At 60.1% G+C, this 20,251-nt stretch carries 27 protein-coding genes; 15 read left to right on the forward strand and 12 right to left on the reverse strand.

Annotated elements, in window-relative coordinates; genetic code table 11:
• Positions 1-101: 101 nt before the first annotated feature.
• Entirely contained in the window at positions 102-632 is a 531-nt protein-coding gene (locus EGH25_RS10830; protein WP_266088481.1) for an HIT family protein, read from the forward strand.
• Here the strand turns inward: EGH25_RS10830 and EGH25_RS10835 are convergent.
• Together EGH25_RS10835 and EGH25_RS10840 are read right to left on the reverse strand one after the other, a co-directional pair.
• Entirely contained in the window at positions 621-1,013 is a 393-nt protein-coding gene (locus tag EGH25_RS10835) for a VOC family protein (protein ID WP_266088483.1), read from the reverse strand. The genes EGH25_RS10830 and EGH25_RS10835 overlap by 12 nt on opposite strands.
• Before the next feature lie 2 nt (positions 1,014-1,015).
• Positions 1,016-1,171, reverse strand: a complete 156-nt coding sequence (locus EGH25_RS10840; protein WP_266088485.1) for a DUF7559 family protein — start codon at positions 1,169-1,171, stop codon at positions 1,016-1,018.
• A 114-nt stretch (positions 1,172-1,285) separates the two neighbouring features.
• On the opposite strand from EGH25_RS10840, the gene EGH25_RS10845 reads away from it, so the two are divergent.
• Positions 1,286-1,675, forward strand: coding sequence for a DUF7994 family protein (locus tag EGH25_RS10845; protein ID WP_266088487.1), 390 nt, complete (start codon positions 1,286-1,288; stop codon positions 1,673-1,675).
• 1 nt (position 1,676) lies between these two features.
• Here the strand turns inward: EGH25_RS10845 and EGH25_RS10850 are convergent, their stop codons facing one another.
• The 4 genes from EGH25_RS10850 to EGH25_RS10865 form a co-directional block, all read right to left on the reverse strand.
• Positions 1,677-4,061 carry an efflux RND transporter permease subunit gene (locus tag EGH25_RS10850; RefSeq protein ID WP_266088489.1) on the reverse strand — a complete coding sequence of 795 codons (2,385 nt, stop codon included), beginning with the start codon at positions 4,059-4,061 and terminating at the stop codon, positions 1,677-1,679.
• 81 nt (positions 4,062-4,142) lie between these two features.
• A complete protein-coding gene (locus tag EGH25_RS10855; protein WP_266088491.1) occupies positions 4,143-5,918 on the reverse strand; it encodes a ribosome biogenesis/translation initiation ATPase RLI in 1,776 nt (591 codons plus the stop codon).
• A gap of 43 nt (positions 5,919-5,961) precedes the next feature.
• On the reverse strand, positions 5,962-6,720 hold the full coding sequence (locus EGH25_RS10860) for a DUF502 domain-containing protein (RefSeq protein WP_266088493.1): 759 nt from the start codon (positions 6,718-6,720) through the stop codon (positions 5,962-5,964).
• Between the two features lie 114 nt (positions 6,721-6,834).
• Complete coding sequence (locus tag EGH25_RS10865; RefSeq protein WP_266088494.1) at positions 6,835-7,233, reverse strand: VOC family protein; 399 nt, start codon at positions 7,231-7,233, stop codon at positions 6,835-6,837.
• A gap of 126 nt (positions 7,234-7,359) precedes the next feature.
• On the opposite strand from EGH25_RS10865, the gene dpsA reads away from it, so the two are divergent.
• The gene (dpsA, locus tag EGH25_RS10870; RefSeq protein ID WP_266088496.1) at positions 7,360-7,896 is read left to right on the forward strand and encodes a DNA starvation/stationary phase protection protein DpsA; all 537 of its coding nucleotides are present in this window, start codon (positions 7,360-7,362) and stop codon (positions 7,894-7,896) included.
• 94 nt (positions 7,897-7,990) lie between these two features.
• Here dpsA and EGH25_RS10875 read toward each other — a convergent pair whose 3' ends face one another.
• Positions 7,991-8,164 carry a hypothetical protein gene (locus EGH25_RS10875; RefSeq protein ID WP_266088498.1) on the reverse strand — a complete coding sequence of 58 codons (174 nt, stop codon included), beginning with the start codon at positions 8,162-8,164 and terminating at the stop codon, positions 7,991-7,993.
• A 14-nt stretch (positions 8,165-8,178) separates the two neighbouring features.
• Between EGH25_RS10875 and EGH25_RS10880 the strand changes: the two genes are divergently transcribed.
• Entirely contained in the window at positions 8,179-9,000 is an 822-nt protein-coding gene (locus EGH25_RS10880; RefSeq protein WP_420841104.1) for a 23S rRNA (uridine(2552)-2'-O)-methyltransferase, read from the forward strand.
• On the opposite strand, the gene EGH25_RS10885 is transcribed toward EGH25_RS10880, so the two are convergent.
• Positions 9,001-9,153: a hypothetical protein gene (locus EGH25_RS10885; RefSeq protein WP_266088502.1), complete on the reverse strand. Its 153-nt coding sequence runs from the start codon at positions 9,151-9,153 to the stop codon at positions 9,001-9,003.
• Positions 9,154-9,247: 94 nt separating this feature from the next.
• Here EGH25_RS10885 and EGH25_RS10890 point away from each other — a divergent pair, with 94 nt between their 5' ends.
• Positions 9,248-9,703, forward strand: a complete 456-nt coding sequence (locus EGH25_RS10890; RefSeq protein WP_266088503.1) for a magnetosome magnetite crystal formation protein family — start codon at positions 9,248-9,250, stop codon at positions 9,701-9,703.
• Here EGH25_RS10890 and fer read toward each other — a convergent pair whose 3' ends face one another.
• Positions 9,704-10,081, reverse strand: coding sequence for a ferredoxin Fer (gene fer, locus EGH25_RS10895; RefSeq protein WP_266088504.1), 378 nt, complete (start codon positions 10,079-10,081; stop codon positions 9,704-9,706).
• A gap of 104 nt (positions 10,082-10,185) precedes the next feature.
• Between fer and EGH25_RS10900 the strand changes: the two genes are divergently transcribed.
• Genes EGH25_RS10900 through EGH25_RS10915 form a run of 4 tightly spaced genes read left to right on the forward strand, consistent with a single transcriptional unit; the run spans position 10,186 to position 13,064 of the window.
• Positions 10,186-11,058: a mechanosensitive ion channel family protein gene (locus EGH25_RS10900; protein ID WP_338071907.1), complete on the forward strand. Its 873-nt coding sequence runs from the start codon at positions 10,186-10,188 to the stop codon at positions 11,056-11,058.
• Positions 11,055-12,344, forward strand: coding sequence for a dihydroorotase (locus EGH25_RS10905; RefSeq protein WP_266088505.1), 1,290 nt, complete (start codon positions 11,055-11,057; stop codon positions 12,342-12,344). The genes EGH25_RS10900 and EGH25_RS10905 overlap by 4 nt, the downstream gene beginning before the upstream one ends.
• Before the next feature lie 37 nt (positions 12,345-12,381).
• Complete coding sequence (locus EGH25_RS10910) at positions 12,382-12,636, forward strand: AbrB/MazE/SpoVT family DNA-binding domain-containing protein (RefSeq protein ID WP_266088506.1); 255 nt, start codon at positions 12,382-12,384, stop codon at positions 12,634-12,636.
• Positions 12,636-13,064 (forward strand): type II toxin-antitoxin system VapC family toxin, encoded by a 429-nt coding sequence (locus EGH25_RS10915; RefSeq protein ID WP_266088507.1) that lies wholly within the window; start codon positions 12,636-12,638, stop codon positions 13,062-13,064. Before EGH25_RS10910 ends, EGH25_RS10915 begins: the two co-directional genes overlap by 1 nt.
• 73 nt (positions 13,065-13,137) lie before the next feature.
• Here EGH25_RS10915 and EGH25_RS10920 read toward each other — a convergent pair whose 3' ends face one another.
• Complete coding sequence (locus EGH25_RS10920; protein WP_266088508.1) at positions 13,138-13,851, reverse strand: fumarylacetoacetate hydrolase family protein; 714 nt, start codon at positions 13,849-13,851, stop codon at positions 13,138-13,140.
• 78 nt (positions 13,852-13,929) lie between these two features.
• On the opposite strand from EGH25_RS10920, the gene EGH25_RS10925 reads away from it, so the two are divergent.
• The 3 genes from EGH25_RS10925 to EGH25_RS10935 all read left to right on the forward strand — a co-directional run bounded on the left by EGH25_RS10925 (position 13,930) and on the right by EGH25_RS10935 (position 16,119).
• Positions 13,930-14,310: a DUF8146 domain-containing protein gene (locus tag EGH25_RS10925; protein WP_266088509.1), complete on the forward strand. Its 381-nt coding sequence runs from the start codon at positions 13,930-13,932 to the stop codon at positions 14,308-14,310.
• A 117-nt stretch (positions 14,311-14,427) separates the two neighbouring features.
• On the forward strand, positions 14,428-14,916 hold the full coding sequence (locus EGH25_RS10930) for a cation:proton antiporter regulatory subunit (protein ID WP_266088510.1): 489 nt from the start codon (positions 14,428-14,430) through the stop codon (positions 14,914-14,916).
• Positions 14,917-14,919: 3 nt separating this feature from the next.
• Positions 14,920-16,119, forward strand: a complete 1,200-nt coding sequence (locus EGH25_RS10935) for a cation:proton antiporter (RefSeq protein WP_266088511.1) — start codon at positions 14,920-14,922, stop codon at positions 16,117-16,119.
• Here EGH25_RS10935 and EGH25_RS10940 read toward each other — a convergent pair whose 3' ends face one another.
• Entirely contained in the window at positions 16,120-16,815 is a 696-nt protein-coding gene (locus tag EGH25_RS10940) for a class I SAM-dependent methyltransferase (protein ID WP_266088512.1), read from the reverse strand. It lies immediately after the preceding gene.
• A gap of 209 nt (positions 16,816-17,024) precedes the next feature.
• Here EGH25_RS10940 and EGH25_RS10945 point away from each other — a divergent pair, with 209 nt between their 5' ends.
• From EGH25_RS10945 to EGH25_RS10955, 3 genes are all read left to right on the forward strand, one after another.
• A complete protein-coding gene (locus EGH25_RS10945; RefSeq protein ID WP_266088513.1) occupies positions 17,025-17,843 on the forward strand; it encodes a helix-turn-helix transcriptional regulator in 819 nt (272 codons plus the stop codon).
• A gap of 173 nt (positions 17,844-18,016) precedes the next feature.
• Positions 18,017-18,880, forward strand: coding sequence for a DUF7305 domain-containing protein (locus EGH25_RS10950; RefSeq protein WP_266088514.1), 864 nt, complete (start codon positions 18,017-18,019; stop codon positions 18,878-18,880).
• A 39-nt stretch (positions 18,881-18,919) separates the two neighbouring features.
• A complete protein-coding gene (locus tag EGH25_RS10955; RefSeq protein WP_266088515.1) occupies positions 18,920-19,945 on the forward strand; it encodes an amidohydrolase family protein in 1,026 nt (341 codons plus the stop codon).
• Positions 19,946-19,985: 40 nt separating this feature from the next.
• On the opposite strand, the gene EGH25_RS10960 is transcribed toward EGH25_RS10955, so the two are convergent.
• A complete protein-coding gene (locus tag EGH25_RS10960; RefSeq protein WP_266088516.1) occupies positions 19,986-20,225 on the reverse strand; it encodes a DUF433 domain-containing protein in 240 nt (79 codons plus the stop codon).
• Positions 20,226-20,251: the final 26 nt, after the last annotated feature.

Here is a 20,251-nt window from a genome sequence, read left to right on the forward strand (position 1 = left end):
CAACTCGATGTTTCCCGCTTCATTCTCCTTGCTCTAACGATACAATCCATCGCTACCTAGTGATTCACCAGAGCCAAGTCATACCAAGCCGACCTTTCTGTATGGAACAGGTCTTCGCTCCGTGGCGTATCGACTGGGTAAGACGCGACGACGGAGGAGACGACGGATGCGTCTTCTGCGGTATGAGGGACACGGACGACGACCGTGGGAAACGCGTCGTCGCTCGGTCGTCGCAGTCCTTCGTCGTCCTCAACAACAGCCCGTACAACCCCGGACACGTCATGGTTGTTCCGCATACGCATACGGGGGAGTACGCCGAACTCAACGACGAGACGCTCGTCGATCACGCGCGTCTCAAACAGGCGACCTTCGACGCTCTCCGCGCCTCGCTCTCGCCCGACGGCTTCAACACGGGTCTGAACCTCGGTACGGGCGCGGGCGGCTCTATAGACGACCATCTCCATACACACATCGTCCCGCGGTGGGAGGGTGACACCAACTTCATGCCCGTCACGAGCGACACAAAGGTCATCGTTCAGGCTCTCGACGAGACGTACGAGGAGGTACGCGCGGGGTTCGCTTCGCTCGAAACGGCGGAAGACGAGGGCGACGGCGCTGTCTCAGTCCCTTAGCTCGTAGACGTACCCCGCGGGCGAACGGACGAGTGCGATACGGTCGCCCCACGGAACCGAACGCTGTTTCTGCACGACCTCACCGACGCCGTTCTCGACGCGTTTCACGGTCTCGTCGATACTTTCGACGCCGAGTACGAAGACCGCCCCGTCGCCCCGCGCGGGCGGTTCGGGCGGGGGGCGCAGACCGAACTCGGCGAAGGTTTCGTCGTCGAACTCCTCCTGTACCTTGAGAGAAGCTCCGCCGCCCTCGCCTCGTGTCGCGTACTCGACGCTCGTCTCGCCGACGCGTTCGGGTTTGAGACGGAGCGCGTCCTCGTAGAAAGGGCGCGCCTCATCGAGCGAAGGCGTCGTGACGAATATCTGAACGACCTCCGGCATGCTTAGACGTCCGTCCCGGTCAGTTCGTTCCCTCCGCAGTACGGGCACGAAAAGTCGTCTTTCGTCGTGTCGTCGGGTATCTCGTACGTGTAATGTAGCTCGAACATGTCGAGCGTACAGCCGTCGTCGGTACAGACGAGTTCGAGTGTTTCGGGCATACGTGAAGATGGGCGCGGAGACTCATAACAGTAACCGTGACAGACAGTAACCGCCTCGTATGACGGTTCTTCCCACAGCCGAAGCTTTTTGTCCGGTAGACGCCAGTTCGACGTATGAAACAGAAAACCCAACGGCGTCTTAGCGCCGTCGTCGGTGCGTTTCTACTCCTGACCTCCACGGCGTCTGTTGCTCTCATCCCCGGCGCTCTACTCGACAGCCCTCTGTTCGCCGTTCAGGTATCCGCGCTCGGTGTTGCGGGTGTTCTCAACCTCCTTGCGGGCTTCGACACACGCGTTACGGAACGTTTCGGATGGTACAGGCTTGCGGGTCTGGGTAACGTCTTCCTCGGTCTTTCGTTGCCGTTCGGGTTCACAGGGACTACGGAGACGCTCCCTCTCGTACTCGCCGTCCTCGGAAGCCTGTCCATCGCCGGTATGGGCGTCGACATGCTGTTTTTCGACGGCAGGCATATCTACTCCGAACCTCTCGGCGCATCCGACTAAGCTACCTGAAGCCGACGAGACGTTCCCACGCGACGACGACGGTCGGCAGGAGGAACAGCGATGTCAGGTAGGCGTAGAAGACGCTCGACGCCGTGAGTATACCGAAGACGGCGAGAGCGGGGTTGACGGCGAGACCTATGACTCCGACGCCGAAGACCGTCGTCAGCATGCTACCCGTTAGAGCGCCCCCGGTTCCGACGACCGTACGCCGGAGCGCGGGTATAAGGTCCTTCTCCTCGAACTCATCGGCGAACCTGTGGACGACATGTACGGAGTAGTCGATACCGAGACCGATGGTTATAGCGACTATGGAGCCGTTTATGACGTTGAAGCTAATGTCGAAGTAACGCATCGTCGCCACTATGAGTACGACGGTGGTAATGATAGGGAACGTGTTGACTATACCCAACGCGGGCTTTCCTTTGAGAACCCAGTAGACGGCTACGAGGAAGATCGCGGCTCCTATGAGTGTAAGTACGAGGCTCTCGACGACGGTTGTGAATATCACGTCCGTAGCCTCCTGAAAGATAACCGCAAACCCCGTCGGCTGTGCGTCATACCTGTACCTGTCGGCGAGAGCGTACGCGTCCTCGGTGACGGCGGTATCCGACGCGTCGGTGTCGACCGAGTAGACGATACGTGCGCTGTCCCTGTCCTCGCTGACGAAGTTGCTTATACCGCTCGACGGTGTGTCGTAGAGGGCGTCGTAGACCTCGTCGAGGTTGTTTTCGGGTACTCCGTCGCCGTTTGCGTCGTTCCTCTCTACGAGTTCGGCGAAACGCGGGTCGGTCTCAGCCACCGCCTCGATGATACCTATAACGCTACTGTCATCAACGCGCCCGCCATCGCGCTCAAAGGTCGGTGGCGGTGTCTTCCCGACACGGTCTATCTGATCGAGAGCGCCGTTCCTCTCCATCGGTCCCTGTACGTACATAAGAACCTGATCGGTCTGATCAAACTTCCTGTCACGGAAGTTATCGTTCTTAACGTAGTCGTACTCGGCGGGCGGACGTATGGACTCAGGCAGGCTCTGGAGGTAGTCGGGCGTCTCGGCGGAGGGGAGGAAGTCGTCGGGTCCGAACCCCGTGTCGACGCCCGTCGCGTACACGCCTACGGCACCCGTCGAAGCGACTATAACTACGAGGAGCGCGACAGGAGCCTTGTCAGCCGCGACCACGCCGACGCTAAGCGCCTTACCCAGCGGCGATTCGTCGGAGCCAAGCGGCGTGTTACCCATCTGTGGTATAGGCAATGACTCGCGCGACCTGTCGGCGTAGACCTTCATCGAAGGGAGGAAGATACCGAAGATGAGGAACGTGAACGAGATGCCGACGGCGGCGGCGAGACCGAAGTCACGTACGGGCGGGAAGGCGCTAACGAGGTTCGACAGGAAGCCTATGGTCGACGTTCCGGTTACGATGAAGAAGGCGACGAGAAGCTGGTCGGTGGTTATCCTCATCGACTCGACGATACCTTTCCCTTTGACGGTCTCCTCCCTGTACCTGTTGACCGAATGTATACCGAAGTCGATGCCGACGGCTATGAGTAAAGGCGGTACGGCGACTATGAGAACGCTGAACGGTATTCCTGCGAGACCGAGGAAGCCGAACGTCCAGATCAGGGTTATTACTATCGCAAGGAGACCGATGAGCAGGTCTATGAGATCGCGGTAGGCGACGATCAGGAACAGCGTTATGAAGAACAACGCCGCGGGCATCACGATAAGGAGAGAGGTGGTGTTCGTGTCGGGCGCGTCGCCGAGAACACGGAACTTACCGTCGACGGTCGACAGCACGCGGTTTATCTTCTCCTCCCTGTTGTTAGGTTCCTCCGAACCCTCGTGTGTTATCGACATCTCAGCCGCGGTGGCGGACGCGGCTTCCGGGTTGAAGTCGTCGCTCACGTCACCTAAACCGCCGCCTACCGCGTCCACCGAACGAACCGCGGAGTCTATCTCGCCCTCCGTCGCCGACTCGACGGCGAGTATCATCTCCGAAACCGTGGAAGCGTCGGGGTCGAGTTCGCGCGCCACCGTCTCGGCGGGGCTGTCGGACGAGATCACTATCAGCGGGTCGTACTCCTCCAGCCTCTTCTGTCCGCGTAACGTCCTGAGAAGCCCCTGTTTCGACAGTGCGTTCTGCGAGTCCACGAGGATAGTGGTCGACAGGTCGGTCTCTGAGAAGCTTTCGTTGAAGTTACGCTGTATATCCTCGAAAGCCTCAAACGAAGAAAGATCCTCTATGAACTGTTGCTGACCCGACTCGCTCTCTACGCTACCCAACCCCGTAAAGAAGACGGCGGTGACGAGGAGAAACGCGAGTATTACCTTTCCGGGTGACTCGGTGATACGGTCGTCAACCCAGTCTATGAGGCGCTGGTAGTTCATTAGAGGTATCGGCTGTCTGTCGTTCTACCGATGCGCGACGGCAGATTAAACCTGTTGGTAGCCGTCGATCGGGGAAAGCCGTTACTCGTAGAACTCGTCGGTCTGACGTTGCTCCCTGTCCTTCTGGCTCCCCGGCTTGTTTGCGCGCGGTCTGCCCGTGTCGGGATCCTTACGGAACGTCATATCCACGGTCGAAAGGAAGTCGTTGAAGCCGTCCGAAACGTCGTCGGGCGCACCCGCGTGTCCGCGAACACCCGGTTCGCCGTCGAAGACCATGGCGCGGTCGGCGATGTAGTCGAGGAAGACGAGGTCGTGATCGATGACGACGACGGGTACCTCGGCGTCGCGTGCGAACCGGCGTAACGTCTTTGCGAGTGAGACACGCGTCTCGACATCGAGGTACGCCGAAGGCTCGTCGAGGAGGTAGACGTCGGCTTGCTGTCCCAGACAAGCCGCGACGCCGACGCGCTGGAGTTCGCCGCCTGAGAGATCGGTCGCGTTTCTGTCGTACAGTTCATCGAGTCCGAGAGGGCGCTCGACGAAGCTTTCGAAACGCTGGTTCATCTCGACGTCCTGCATCAGGAGGTACTCAACCTTGACGTCCTGAGCTTCGAGATGCTGAGGCTTGTGCGCGAACGTCGCGGGCGCGTCGAGGCTTGTGTTATCGGGTTCGAGTTCGCCCGCGAGCATCTTGACAAACGTCGACTTACCGATCGCGTTCTCGCCCAAGACGCCGACGACATCACCCTCGCGCAGGTCGCCCGACTCGACGTTTAGTTCGAAGGAGCCGAACTTCTTTTGCAGCGTCGGGTACTCGACAACGGTTTCGCCTATCGACGTACCTGCCGTACCGCGCTCGAACGTGATCTCCTCGTCGCGTATACGGAGGTTGTGGCTCTTGAGGTATCCGCGCAGGTACTGGTTGACGCCGACGCGCGACGACATCGCGTTCGATATCATACCGTAAGCTCCGGGTTCGCCGTGGGCGACGTGGACGAGATCGGCGACAACGTCGAGTGTCGCAAGGTCGTGTTCGACGACGACGGCGCGTCTGTCGCCGTCGGCGTCCGCCGTCTCGTTCCGTATAGCCCGCGCAACGTTGAGCCTCTGCTTCACGTCGAGGAACGACGACGGTTCGTCGAGAAGGTAGACGTCGGCGTCGCGCGCGAGACATCCCGCGACAGCGACGCGTTGTAGCTCTCCGCCGGAGAGCGAACCGACGTCCTTCGAAACCGCCTCCTCCATGTCGAGCGTTTCGACGAGGCGTCCGACGTTACCGCGTTCGTCGAGCTGTTCAAGGAGTTCGTCGACGCGTCCGCCGAAGGCGTCCTGTATCTCGTCGACGCGCTGAATCTTAGACGAAGCGACGACGCCTTCCTCCGCAAGCCTTTCGAAGTAGGTCTGTAGCTCCGTGCCACGGTGCGCCGTCACCACGTTGTCCCAGCCGACGCCGTCGTCGTACTCGCCGAGGTTGGGCTTGAGATCGCCCGCGAGTATACGGAGGGCGGTCGACTTACCCGTTCCGTTCCGACCGAGAACACCCACGACCTTGCCCTCCTTCGGCGCGGGAAGACCGTACAGCCTGAAGCCGTTTTCGCCGTACTGGTGTAGCTTCTCGCCCGTCTCCTTTTCGAGGTTGACTATCTGTATAGCGTCGAAGGGACATTTCGTCGCGCACACCCGGTGCCCTTCCATAACCACGCTCTCGGAGATACGCGCCTTCCCTGTTTCGTCGTCTATATGGAAGCCGTCCGCCCCCGTCGGCGACCTGTTGAGAGGGTCGAAGTTGATGCATTCGTGCTCGCACTTGTTGGGGTTGCACTTTTCATCGTCGACGACGGCGATTATGTCGCTCATCTCTCTTACATAAACTGAAGCCCCGTCGCGCAAATCGTTTTCGTTACCGGTTCCTCTCATCATCGTCCCTGTTGAGTACCTTTTCCTCGTACCTTCCGAGAAGCTTCTTTACGTCGATATCGTCATCGACACCCGTTTCGTCGTCGTCCGCGACGCCTATACCGAGCGTAGCCACCGACCGCACGCCCTCCTCAACCGTCATATCCACCTCGACCACGTTCTCCTTAGGCATATGCGCGAGGAAGCCACCCATCATCGGGTTGGGGGCGAGAGGTAGAAACAACGTAACCATATCCTCGCCCGTCGCGTCCTCGAAGCTCTCCGGAGGCTCCGATGTCTGGAAGCCGACGACGTAACAGCCGTCGTACGGGAACTCAACGAGGTAGACCTCGCGGAAGCTCTCTGCGTCGCCGTCGAGGAGAACGTCACCCATCTGTCGGAAGCTCGTGTAGACAGCCCCGATACCCGGCACCGCCTCCACGACCTCATCGAAGTAGCCGACGGCGCGCTCTCCATAGCTCAGACGCATGGCGGAGCCGACGGCGAAGATAGCGCCCACGAGAAGGACGAGCGCGAGCGCCTTCGCTATCAGCGTACCCTCGTCGCCGATAGCGCCGAGTCCTTCGATGAGACCCACGAGCGGACTCAGAGCGCCGAAGAGGAAGTCGAAGGCTATCTTCAGGACGTAGAGCGTCACGACGGCGGGTACGACGATGGAGACCCCCGTTAGGAAAGCTTTCCTTAGCTTCGTGTACGTCGAAACGTCCCCGTCGGACGGTCTCGGCGCACGTGATCCCGACATCGTGTCTTGGGTTACCGCCAGCGCTCCTTAGTCTTACCTAACCGACCGCCGTACACATACGACGGAGGGGCACCGTCGGCGGCTTCGCGTTACGTACAGGGGGCAGAACCCGTCCTAATGTAGCTTTAGCTCGACACGGCGTCCGTCGGGATCGCGTACGTAGACGGCGGGGTCGTAGCCGTAGGCTCCGTACCGCCCGTGGGGTTCGCCATTCTCGACCTCGTATCCTGCGTCACGTATCTCGTCGGCGAGCGCCTCCGCCTCGTCCCACGTATCCTCCTCCGACGAACGGGCGAGGAGACAGACGTGTTCGCCGCCGACGTCCACCTCGTCGTCGGTCGGAACGAGATGCAGATGCCGTCCGCCCGTGACGACGGCGACGAAAGGCGTCTCGCCGTTCTCAAAACGGTCTCTATCACGTACCTCCAGCCCAAGCGCCCCGCGGTAGAACCTAAGCGACTCGTCGATGTCCGTCACACGGAGTGCGACATGGTCTATGTCTACGACTTCCATAACACTGTTTTGTCCCCCGTTTACAAGAGCATGGTGAAGGTTATCAAAAAAATATTTTGGCTAACCAAAACAAATCTTTTACAGTAGAAAGCTATAAGAGGCTCCGTACCCTACGTGAGGATGAGCATGAGCACCCAAGAGCACGGTTCGGTACTTCAGGAAGCGGGCGATGTAGAGAGCAACGAACTACGTATCGACGAGGAGAAGTCGGAGCAGATAATCGACGCGCTGAACACCGACCTCGCGGCGACTTACACGCTGTACCACCAGCTTAGGAAGCACCACTGGAACGTGGAGGGTCCGGAGTTCCGCGACCTGCATCTTTTCCTCGGTGACGCCGCCGAAAACGCCGAGGACTTCGCCGACGAACTCGCAGAGCGCGCACAGGCTCTCGGCGGCGTTCCCCACGCGAGCATGGTAACGTTGGACGAGAAGTCGCCGGTTGAGGCTGAGGACGAGGACGTCTACGACATACGGACGTCGCTTGGGAAAGACCTTGAGATGTACGGCGATATAATCGAGACGCTCCGTGACCATATCGCGCTCGTTCAGGATCTCGGCGATCACACGACAGCCGAGATTCTGCGTGACAACCTCGTGCAGGTCGAGGAGGACGCGCACCATATCGAGCACTACCTCGAAGACGACTCGTTGAAGCAGTAAGGCGATCGAAGAAAGCGGTCAGGTAGGAGGACGGTAGGGAAACAGAAGATAGACAGTAGAGGAACAGAAGACAGCGGTTAACCGCGGACGTTTTTTACTTGAGTACCTCGGCTGTCTCGTCGGTCGATATCCAGCCGTCGGGGTTGCCTTGCTCCACGAACACAGTTCTTCCGGGCTTTGTCGAGTAGCTTCTGATACTGTTCAGCGTACCCAGACACGCGTCGGGCAGATCCTCTTCATCGAACTCCTCTTCGGTTTCGGCTGACATACCCTATGTTAGGAATGCCTAAAAGAAAAAGCTTTGCGAAACCGGCTCGAAACCGCGGTGTGGACTACAAGAGACGCGCCGACGACGAAGGGTACCGTGCGCGGTCGGCGTACAAGCTTAGACAGATAGACGACGAGTTCGGCGTGCTCTCGCCGGGCGACACGGTCGTCGACATAGGCGCGTCGCCGGGCGGTTGGTCGCAGGTTGCGGCGGAGCGCGTCGGGGACGAAGGAAAGGTGGTCGGTGTCGACCTCGCTCCGGTCAAGGAATTCAACGCACCGGAGGCGGGCGGCGGTTCGGGCGCGCAGGTCGAGTTCCTGCGCGGTGACGTTACTGAGGACGAGACGAAGGAGCGCGTTTCGGAGGCGGTCGACGACAGCGCCGACGTCGTCATCTCCGACGCGTCGCCGGACATATCGGGAGAATGGACGCTCGACCACGCGCGTTCCGTACATCTCGCGCGTAACTCACTCGAAGTCGCGCGCCGTCTCCTCGTACCCGGCGGCTACCTCGTCGTCAAGGTGTTTCAGGGCGATACTGTGAACGAGTTCCGCGACGAGGTAGACGACGCCTTCGAGGACATCGCGACATACTCACCCGATGCGTCCCGCGACGAGAGTTCGGAGGTCTACGTCGTCGGTCTCGGACGCGTCGACGCGCCCGTGAGCGAAGGCGACGTAATAGAGACGGAGGTAACCGACGAAGGCGACGAGGGCGACGGTATCGTACGCGTCGATGGATACGTACTTTTCGTCGAGGACGGCGAGGAGGGCGAGACGGTGGAGGCGCGCGTCACGGAGACGAAGCCGGAGTTCGGGTTCGCGGAGCTACTGTAGCTACTCGTTAACCTCATCCCAGCTCTTTCCGCCGAAGAAGTTCCTCAGCGCGAGGTACGTCGAGACGTAGACAACTAAACCCAGTAACACGGCGAAGATCAGCAGAGGTAGGAGGGTCTCTACAACGAAGATAAAGTAGCTTTCGGCTGTCATCGTCGGTAGTACGGATACGACGGCCATATAACCCACGGTTGGTCGGACGTTGACGACCGTGAGCCTTTAGTCGCCCCGCTCCGACACCGTATGCATGTACTGCCCGTCGTGTGGCGAGGAGGTTTCGGACGACAGCGCGTACTGTAGCCGGTGCGGCGAGTCGCTCGACGGCGGCACGTCCGTTTCGTCGGGCTGGGACACCGAGGGCGTTGGCGCAGGTGACGCCGGAACCCGCGTCGGTGACTCCGGCGACACGACGATGGGGGCGCTCACACATCTTATCGCGCTCGTCACTTGGATACTCGGACCCCTCGTCGTCTATATCGTAACCGAGGACGGCTTCGTCAAGGAGAACTCCAGAAATGCGCTCAACTGGCAGATAGCCTTCACCGTCTACAGCATTATCTCTGCTTTCCTGATACTGATCGTCATAGGCGTACTTTTCCTCGTCGTGCTCGGTATACTCAACCTCGTCTTCTGCGTCATCGCCGCGGTCAAGGCGTCGGACGGGGAGACGTGGGAGTACCCGTTTACGCCCGACCTCGTGTAGTCAGACGAGTATGTCGAGCCTGTCGGACCCCTTGGCGTTGTAAAGTATCTTGGCGTCTGTCTTCGCAAATCCGATACACGTCAGTCGGAAGCCGTCGTCGGCCTCGCCGGGGCTGAGTATGGGGGGTACGTCCATCTCGACCTCGCCCTCGACGACGATACCGGCGCAGGTTGCGCACGTCCCCGCGCGGCATTCGTGGTTCCACGCGTGCCCTTCGCGCTCCGCGGCGTCGAGTATGTACTCGTCCTCGTCGACCTCGAACTCGCCGTAGTCCTCGTCCGACAGGTCAGCTTCGCTCGCCTTCTCGAACGGATCGCCGTCCACGTCCCATCCCTTCTCCTCGACAACCTCGTAGTTGAGGTACTCTACCGTCGGCATACCACCGAAACGTCCGTCGGCGCAAAGAGTCTGTCGGGTACAGGCACAAGGTCTATACAGTATAAACACGTTCACCGGGGTATGATGCATAGGAGGAGTACACGTTGTTAGAGGCACCGCGGTACCTGAGAGACTCACCGCTCGGTAGCTACCTCGCCGACCCCGTCTTCACCGCCGCCGTCTTCGTCGCCGTCTTCGTCGGTATCTACCTGATCGCGCGTTCGACAGCCGAACCTCTGATAAAACGTATACTCGACGACAGAGGTGTTGACAGACACGCCCGCCGTCCCCTGATGCGTATAACGCGTTTCCTCGTCGTCTTCGTAGCCTTCGGCACAGCGTTCGCCGCCGCGGGGTTCGGGAGTATACTTACCTCGCTCGCCACTATCGCCGCCGCCGCTACGCTCGCCATCGGTCTCGCCACGCAGAACGTCATACGTAACTTCGTCAGCGGCGTCTTCATCTACACCGAACGTCCGTTCAAAACGGACGACTGGATAGAGTGGGAGGACGGTACGTACTCAGGCGTCGTCGAGGATATATCCCTCCGTGTCACGCGCGTACGTACCTTCGACAACGAACTCCTCACAGTCCCCAACTCGTCGCTTACGGAGAACGTCGTCAAGAACCCTGTCGACGGCGACCGTCTTAGGCTCAAGTTCGTCTTCGGTATAGGGTACGAGGACGACATAGCGGAGGCGACGGGGATTATCGTCGAGGAGGCGGAGGCGCACGACGGTATACTCAACGACCCCGCGCCGTCGGTACGCGTCACGGAGCTCGCCGACTCGTACGTCGGGCTTCAGTCACGTATCTGGATATCCGACCCGTCGCGGTCCGACTTCGTTAAGTCGCGTTCGGAGTACATAGAGAACGTCAAGAACCGTTTCGACGAAGAGGGTATCGAGATGCCGTTCCCCCAACGCGATCTGTCGGGGGTTGTCGAGACACGCGAACCGGGGTTAGACGCCGAATGACCTCCGTCGCGGTCGTAAACGGTCGCGTACTCCATGGTGCGACACGCGAACCCGAGGATGTCGAGATACGTGTAGAGAACGGCGTCGTTACGCGTATCGCCGAGTCGGTACGCGACGGTTCGGTGGATCGCACCGTCGATGCGGACGGCGCGCTCGTACTACCCGGCGCTGTCGACGCACACGTCCATTTCCGCGAACCCGGTGCGACACAGAAGGAGGACTGGCGTTCGGGTTCACGTTCCGCGGTCGCGGGCGGCGTGACAACCGTCGTAGACCAGCCCAACACCGACCCGCCGACGGTCGACGGCGCGGCGTTCGACGAGAAACGCCAACTCGCGTCACGTGCCGTCGTAGACCACGGTATCAACGCGGGCGTAACCCCCGACTGGCGACCCGACGAGCTTTTCGACCGCCCCGTCTCGGCGTACGGCGAGGTCTTCATGGCGGACTCGACGGGCGAGATGGGCGTCGACGCGTCGCTTTTCGAGCGCGCCGTACGACGCGTCGGTTCACGTGGCGAACTCGTGACCGTCCATGCGGAGGACTCCGACGAGTTCGTCGACGTGGATCTCGACAACGACGACGCCGATGCTTGGTCGCGTCACCGTCCGCCCGAGGCGGAAATCACGGCGGTGGAGCGCGCCGTCGATGTCGCAGACGAAGCCGTCCATTTCGCTCATGTGTCGCATCCGCGGTCGGTCGACATCATCGACGAGACGCGCCACACCTGCGAGGTCACGCCGCACCATCTTCTGCTTTCGCGTGACGATCTCGGAGAACTCGGTACGTACGGCAGGATGAACCCGCCCCTGCGCTCCGAGAACGCGCGTAGACGCCTTTTCGAACGTCTCATCGAAGGCGCTGTCGACTGCGTCGCCACAGACCACGCGCCGCATACCGCGGAGGAGAAGGACGCCACGGTCGCGGAAGCTCCGTCGGGCGTACCGGGTGTCGAGACGGTCTACCCTCTTCTTCTCGCGCTCGCACTCGACGACGAACTCCTGCTGTCGCACGTCGTAGAACTCGTCGCCCAAGCACCGGCGCGTATCCTCGGCTTCGGGGACAAGGGGGCGATACGTGAAGGAAACGACGCTGATATAGCTATCTTCGACGAGACGTTCGAGACGATCCGCGACGACCGTCTACACACGCGGTGCGGATGGACGCCTTTCGAGGGCTTCGACGGCGTCTTTCCCCGTACCGTCCTACGGCGCGGCGAGGTCGTCTACGAGAGAGACGACGGCGACGAAAGGTTCGCCGAGAATGGCGGCGCTCTGGTAGTGTAACAGCCACACTTATGTCTCAGGGAGTAGAACATCCCCTATGACCGAGAAAGAGGCGTTCGTCTCCGAGAGCAAGGTTTCGGGGAATCAGGCGAACATACCCGCGGAGATACGTAGGTCGTTGGAGATAGACGACGGCGACGCACTGCGTTGGCGTTACGAGGACGGTGAGTTAACAGTCGATGTCGTACACAAAACGACGCGGACGTTCGATGACTGGGAACCCGAAAGGTACGTCGACGACGGCGACGAAACCGATGTCGTCGAGGAACACGACGCCTTCGGTGTTAACTGATGCCCCAAGCGGTCGTAGACACGACGGTTCTTTTCGCCGCGGCGTACCCACGCGATACACGACACGACGAAGGCGTCGAACTACTCCACGGGATAGACGACGGGACACTGCCTAACGGCGTGGTTCTCGGCTACGTCGTCGCCGAGACGCTGAACGGTCTGAACGAGAAAGGAGGGCACGAACTCGCCACAGAGTTCCTGACGCGTCTCGAAGAGAACGACCGGTTCCGTATAAGACGTACGAACGCCGACGACTTCGCAGACGCAAAGGCGACCTTCTGCAGGTACGAGGCGCTTTCTTTCGTCGACTCACTGATAGTCGCGTACATGAGGAGGAAGGGCTTTGACTACCTCTATTCCTTCGACGACGGCTTCGATGCGACCGATGTCGACAGGATCGTAACCGCGACAAACCCTTTCGAACCGTGACCTCTCTCAGACCTGCACACGTCCGTTGTATCCGCCATGCGTTCACACAAACCCTTTCGAACCGTGACCCCTCTCAGACCACCTGGTTTCTGAGCGTACCCACGCCCTCGTACGTGATCTCTACGTCGTCGCCGCGTTCGAGTCTTCCGGGGTTCGCGGGGCTACCGAAAGCGACGACATCGCCCTCGCGTAACGTGAACCTGCGCGAGATGAAAGAGACGAGTTCCTCGGCTCCGAATATCATCATGTCGGTGTTGGCGTCCTGCCTCTTCTCCCCGCCGACGTAGGTTTCTATACCGAGTCCCGACGGGTCGATGTCGGCGACACAGGGTCCCAGAGGCGCGGAGCCGTCGAACGCCTTACGCGCCGTCCGGCGTTCCTGATCGAGTGCGTCGAGGTCGTTCATAACCGTGTAGCCGCGTACGTGGTCGCCCACCTCGTCCTCGTCAACGTCGTGACAGTCCTCGCCGATGACCGCGGCGAGTTCGCCCGCGTACGTGAGTTCGTCCGTCCAGTCGGGGTAGACGATACCGTCGCCGGGAGCGAGGACGCTCGTCGCGGGCTTTATAAAGAAGTCGGGTACGTCGGGCACCTCGTACTCCATCTGGTCTATCTTCTCTGCGTAGTTCCTACCGACGCAGTAGAGCGCCGACGGTTCGCACGGGGCGAGAAGGTCGGCGTAGTCGGCGGTTTCTCCGTCGATAGTCACCGTACCGTCGCCGTTGTCCACGAAACCGCCTTCGACCGTCCGTCCGTCGACGCGCGCCCTTGCGTATCTTTCTACCATACAGCACCGTGGCGACCGTCGCATAACTATCTTCTGAGTTAGAGTTAAGTTACACGGGTTCGAAGAACGTACAACAGGATGCCCGAAAACAAGGACAAGATAGTCTCCTTCCGTGTCTCAGAGGACACGTTCGAGACGCTGTCGCGTATAGGAGACGAACGCGACGCCTCACTCTCCGAGATCTTCCGTGAGTACGTCGATATGCTCGTTAAACACGACGGCGCGGTCGAACTCGTGCATGAGGGGCGCGGCGGTGGCGACGACGAGGAGTTCCCGCCCAAGGTCGAGGTTCCCAGACAGGTTCTGCGCGAGCAGGAACGTCTCGAACTCGAAAACGAACATCTCCGTGAACAGTTAGAGGAGCACAAGGAGTATATCAACAGCCTCAAGGACAGTCTCGAATCCGAGGACGATGTCGAGCACGTCATGCTCGGAAACGTCGACGCCGAGTACCGGTGACCCTTCCTCGGTTCCCACCGCGCTTCTGTCCTACCGCTTCCGAAGACCTCAAAGAAGCCTTCATCGTCCTCGTTGAGTTCCCGCCGCGCTTTTGTCGTACCGTTCCGAACCCCGTCCATGGACGTAAAGGAGTCTGATCTACCGGGTGTGGGTAAGAAGTTCAGCTTCGAATCCGACGACAACGAGGTCATAGTCATACTGCATAACACGGGGCGGCGCGAGGTCTACACACGCGCCGACCCCGACGAGGACTCCGAGAAGGTTCTCGAACTCTCGAACAAGGAGGCACGCGTCGTCGGCTCTATACTCGAAGGCGCTTACTTCCAGCCCGTTCCCGACGAGAACATGGAGGCGACGCTGACCGACGACGAAAACCTCATCGAATGGGTGGAGATAGAGGAGGGTTCGGCGCTCGACGGCGTCACCATCTCGGACGCGGATATACGCGCCGAACACGGCGTGACGGTTGTCGCTATACAGGATGACGACAACACGGTTCCGAACCCCGGCTCCGACGCCGTCTTGGAGGCGGGTCAGACTCTCGTCCTCGTCGGTCCGCGCGAGGGCTACGAGACGCTCAGAGAGGAGGCGGAGGACGACGGCTGATGGATGGCGGCACTTCTACTCGAAGCGGGTATACTGTTTACCGTCGTAGCCGTCGCGGGGGCGCTCGCATCGCGCCTCGGTCAGTCGGTCATACCGTTCTACATCGTGTCGGGCGTCGTCGCAGGCCCGTACGTCGCCGGAGAGTACGGTCTGCCCGCCGTCGAAGCCAACGACTTCGTCGAGGTCGGGGCTGAACTCGGTATCGTCTTCCTCCTTTTCTTCCTCGGCTTGGAGTTCTCTCTCAGCCGTCTCGTAGAGAACAGACGGCGTATAGGCGTCGCGGGTACGGTCGATCTGCTCAACCTCGTCGTCGGCTTTCTACTCGGCTACATCGTGCTCGGCGACGCCGTAGCCGCGGTCCTCGTCGGCGGTACCGTCTACATCTCATCGAGCGCGATCATCACCAAGTCGCTCATCGACCTCGGCTGGATCGCGAACGACGAGAGCGACCCGATGCTCGGTATACTCGTCTACGAGGATCTGTTTATCGCCGTCTACCTCGCTGTCGTCTCGGCTCTCGTAACCGGAACCGGCGAACTCACAGACGCCGTCTCCGACGTGGCTGTCGCCGTCGGCTTCATAACAGCCCTCGTCGCCGTCGTCTACATCGGCGGCGACCTTTTCGACCGTCTCCTCGACGTACGGTCGAACGAGGCGAAGACGCTCCGCGCCGTCGGTGTCACCGTACTCGTCGCGGGTTCGGCGCTCGCACTCGGCGTCTCTGAAGCCGTAGCGGCTTTCTTCGTCGGCATGGCTTTCAGCGGTACGGGACACGTCGAGGTGCTGGAGAGGCTCCTATCACCCGTCCGTGATGTCTTCGCCGCCGTCTTCTTCTTCTTCTGGATAGGCGTCACGACCGACCCGTCGCTTATCGTCCCCGTCGCGGGTCTTCTCGTCGCCGCCGTCGCCGTCACCGCCCCCGTCAAGTTCGCAACGGGGTACGTCGGTGGACGCGTCTACGACCTCGGCGTCAGGCGCTCCACACGCGTCGGTCTCGGTATGGTGACACGCGGCGAGTTCTCTCTCGTAATAGCCGCTGTCGCCGCGGGCGCGACGGGAGCTTTCGACACGCCTCTCGTTACGGATACGGTACCCGCATTCGCCGTCGCTTACGTCCTCGTCATGAGCGTACTCGGAACCTCACTCATGCGTTACTCGTCGTTCTTCGAAAGCGCCGCGAAACGCTTCGCGGAGAAGCAGTAACTACTTCTCGACCATCCAGTAGGTGACGCTCGAAAGACGGTCGCCGCCGACGCTCCTTACGGCGTCGTCGACACCCCTGAACCCCTTTGCGAGCGACTTGGGTATGGCGCGGTAGAGACCGAACGGCAGAACGAAGTCATCGCGTCTGTCGACGAGTTCGACGCCCGCCGAGTCGACCACGTCCTGCACGTCTTCCTCGGAGTAGAGACGGCTTCCCATGGGCAGGAAACGGTTGTAGACGACGCGTGCGCTTCCACGGTTGAATGTGTCAAAGACGACGCGCCCCTTAGAGACGCGCGCCATCTCGCTCAGGTAGGCTCCGGGTTCGTCGACGAGATGGAAGAAACGCATCCCGAGAACGAGGTCGAACGTGTCGTCGGCGAAGGGCAGACGTTTGGCGTCGCCACGGAGAAACTCGACGCCCAAGCCGCGTTCGCGCGCCTTTCCGACGCCCTTCATCAGCATCGGCTTGCTTATGTCTACACCCGTCACGTCCGCGCCGCTTTCGGCGAGTTCTACCGAGAAACGACCCGTGCCGCAAGCCACTTCGAGGACATCCCTCCCTTCGACGCCGCCGACGAGGTCGAAAAGCGCCTCCTTCTCACCCTCGTCGACGAGTTCGCCGCCGCGCGAGAAACGCCATTCGTCGTACTCCTCGGCGGTCTCGTCCTGCTGGTACCACTCGCGTCCTTTCACAGACTAACCCTCGTATCGGTTCGTATAAAAACATGCTGTTACCTCTTAGCCCCGACGTGTCACGCTTGTCGAGTTATTTACGCGGTTCCGGTGGCTTTTTATTTCGGGTGTTCCACCTTCCGAAACGCTCGACAGATATTTATCCGTGTGGTTGTTACCGTTTTTGTACAAACCGTCAAAACGGTATAAAGCTCTAAATTTAAAAAAGGATGGCTTACGAAATCCAAAACGGGGTGGCGGAGGAGACGGTGCCGGAAGGTATCGAGTACCTCGCGTCGTCATCAAACAGGGTGGTGGCTCTGAAGGCTATAGTCCGGGACTCCGGAGAACCGGCAGAGCTACGCGAAGGTCTCGAAATGCCACGTAGCACCTTCCAGCGTATACTGTCGGAGCTACAGGATCGCAACTGGGCGGAGAAAAGCGAAGGTATCTATACGGCTACGCCGCTTGGGGAGTACGTTGAGGGGTACTTCGACGACTGTGTCGGAACGATGTCGGGGCTCGATAAGCTGTCGCGTTTCTTCGAGTACGTACCTTTCTCGGAGATCGGTGTCGGTATGGAAACCCTCGTGGACTCCGAGATAACCGTCTCCGGCTCCTACAGTCCGCATGCACCGACGGAGCGTCTTATTGAGGCTCTCGAAGACGCCGACGGTGTACGTGGTCTTTCCCCGGTTATCACCGACAGGGCTTTCGAGGCTTTTAGCGATGCGATAGCCGATAGTGGTGTTACGGTCAAGAACGTCGTGGAGAAGAAGGTTGCCGACGCGATCATTTCACGGTACACCGACAGGCTCGACGAGATCGGTGAGACGGATGAGACGGGGACGTACGTATACGATGGTGAGATACCTATGGGCATGATGATAATAGATGACACCGTCTTCGTTAGCGCCTTCGACGAAGACGGTATCGCGCGCGTCCTTCTCCAGAACGACACCGACAGGATGCTCGGATGGGCTGAGGGGTACCACGACAGGTACAGACGTGAGTCCGAACCCCTCGATCTACGTCTCGGACACGCTTAGTCTTATCATCGTCACCCCACCACAGCGTAGGGCTGTCTGTACAGTTCTTCGACCCTCCTCGGACGGTTGAACCTGTTCAGGCACTGTTCAGGCTCCGATCTTTATTACACCACGGGTTATTCTACTTCATGAACATACAGACTGAACTGTTGAGCTGAACTACCCCCGTACCGATGCGTCGCCGTACATGCTCCGCCGGTTCACAGTCTACGGTCATCGGTGTCGCCCTTCTGGTTGGTCTCACGGTTCTGCTCTCAGGCATCGTCGTATTCTCTGTCTCTTCGGTGGAACCGCCGTCCGATATCGACGACGTCATACCCAACCGTGGTACGTCACCGTTTGCCGCCGAACGTACCGGCGGTTCGTTCACGGGTGAAGCCGTCACAGTCTCGATGTACGACTCCGTATCCGGCGAGAAGGTTGACGGCTCCCCGAACGAAACAGCGGGAATGCCTCCGCCGTCGGTTGACGAGGGCGTTAAGAGCGTGGTGTCCGGTCTTGAAGGCTCGCCTCCCCTACCGGACGGTGGTACCGATGGAGAGGTAACAGTTGACTCCGGCGGCTACTACGTCAATACCAGTAACTCCATACAGTCAAGCTGGGACGACGAACGCGTCGTCTTCGATACCTCCGATGGAGCCGTACGTATCGCGCTCGATGGGGAAGGGTTCATAGACTCCGGACGTATACGAGTTGAGGGAAGCGAGTTTGAGGTTACCGGAGGTGCCCCCGTCGAGATATACGTCGAGCGTAGCACCTTCTCAGCTGATCTCGTCCTCAATAGCGTCGAATTCGACGCACAGAGTACGGATGCGTTCCGCGTCTATGCCCAGTCCAACAATGGCTGGGACAAATCAGAGATAGATATCCAGGGCGGCTCCGAGTTCCGCGGTATAGTTTACGCACCCGGCTCGAAGGTAGAGATCAGGAACAGCGAGTTCTACGGTGCGTCGGTCGCCGAAGAAACCGTCATAGACGGGTCGTCCTACTACCACGACACGGCGCTCCAACGTCTCGGTGCCGACGCTCTACCGTAGCTTCGAAAGCCATTTTCGCGTCCCCGGCGTCTCTGAACCATGGAGATACAGGGGCGTATCGTCGTCGGTGAGTCGATGGAGGTTGTCGAGGGAACCGTCATGGTCGAGGACGGGCGTATCGTTGAGGTACGTGGGGAGGCGGTCGAAACCGACGATGTCGTGATACCGGCGCTCGTCAACGCGCATACTCATATCGGTGACTCGGTCGCTAAGGAGACGGGACGGGGTCTACCTCTCGACGAGGTCGTCGCGCCACCCGATAGCCACAAACACCGTATGCTCCGTTCGACGCCGCGCGACGAGAAACGCGCCGCGATGCGCCGTACGGTCGAACGTATGCGCTCCGAGGGCGTCGGCGTCTTCGGCGACTTCCGCGAGGAAGGCGTCGAAGGAACCGAGGATCTCCGCGCCGTAACCGACGACTCACCCGTCAAGGCGGTCGCACTTGGAAGCGGACCTCCGGAGGTTCTCGATGTCGCCGACGGCTACGGCGCGAGCGGCGCACGCGACGACGGCTTCACGGAGGAACGCGAGGAGGCGCGACGACGCGGTAAGCCGTTCGGTATACACGCAGGCGAGCGTGACGCCGACGACATCGACGGCGCGTTCGCGTACGACCCGGAGTTTCTCGTGCATATGGTACACGCGCGCGACGAGGATCTCGACCGTCTCGCAGAGACGGAGACGCCCGTCGTCGCCTGCCCGCGGTGTAACCTCGTAATCGGCGTGGGAAAGCCGCCCGTCGAAGAACTCGTCGAAGCGACCACCGTTGCACTCGGCACCGACAACGTGATGCTAAACGTCCCGTCGGTCTGGCGCGAGACCGAGTTCGTATCGAAGCATTACGACCTCCCCGACGAGGAGGTTCTGCGTATGGCGACAGTAAACGGCGCGCGTGCGCTCGGCGTTGAAGGCGGCGTTATCGAGGAAGGCGCACCTGCGCGTCTCGTCGTCCTACGCGGCGACAGGTCGCTCGCCGACGTAGACGACGTGGTCGCGGGTGTTGTGAGGCGTGCAGGCGCGGGTGACGTGAAGGACGTTATACTCCCCGCGTCTCAGGCGTAAAGTATCTCTCCTGAAATCCAGACGTTCTCGTCGCAGTAGATCATGCCACGGTTTCGGCGGTGGGTTCGTGACCGTCCCTTAGCTCGTCAACGTTGGCGTAGTAGTATGCAAGCGCGGTGTGTACGTCTTCGAGCGTCAGCGACGGGTAGAAGTCGGCTACTTCGTCGGGTGAGTAGCCGTTGTGCTCGTAGGCGCACGCTATGTTGATTACGCGTATACCTGTACCCTCTACCGTAGGTGCGCCCCGGCTATGTTCCTCGTTTCTTACTATCTCCGTCATTGCGTAGTATTCAGCCTTCGAGAGTA

The sequence above is a fragment of the Halorutilus salinus genome (genome assembly GCF_026242195.1).
Taxonomy (GTDB): domain Archaea; phylum Halobacteriota; class Halobacteria; order Halobacteriales; family Halorutilaceae; genus Halorutilus; species Halorutilus salinus.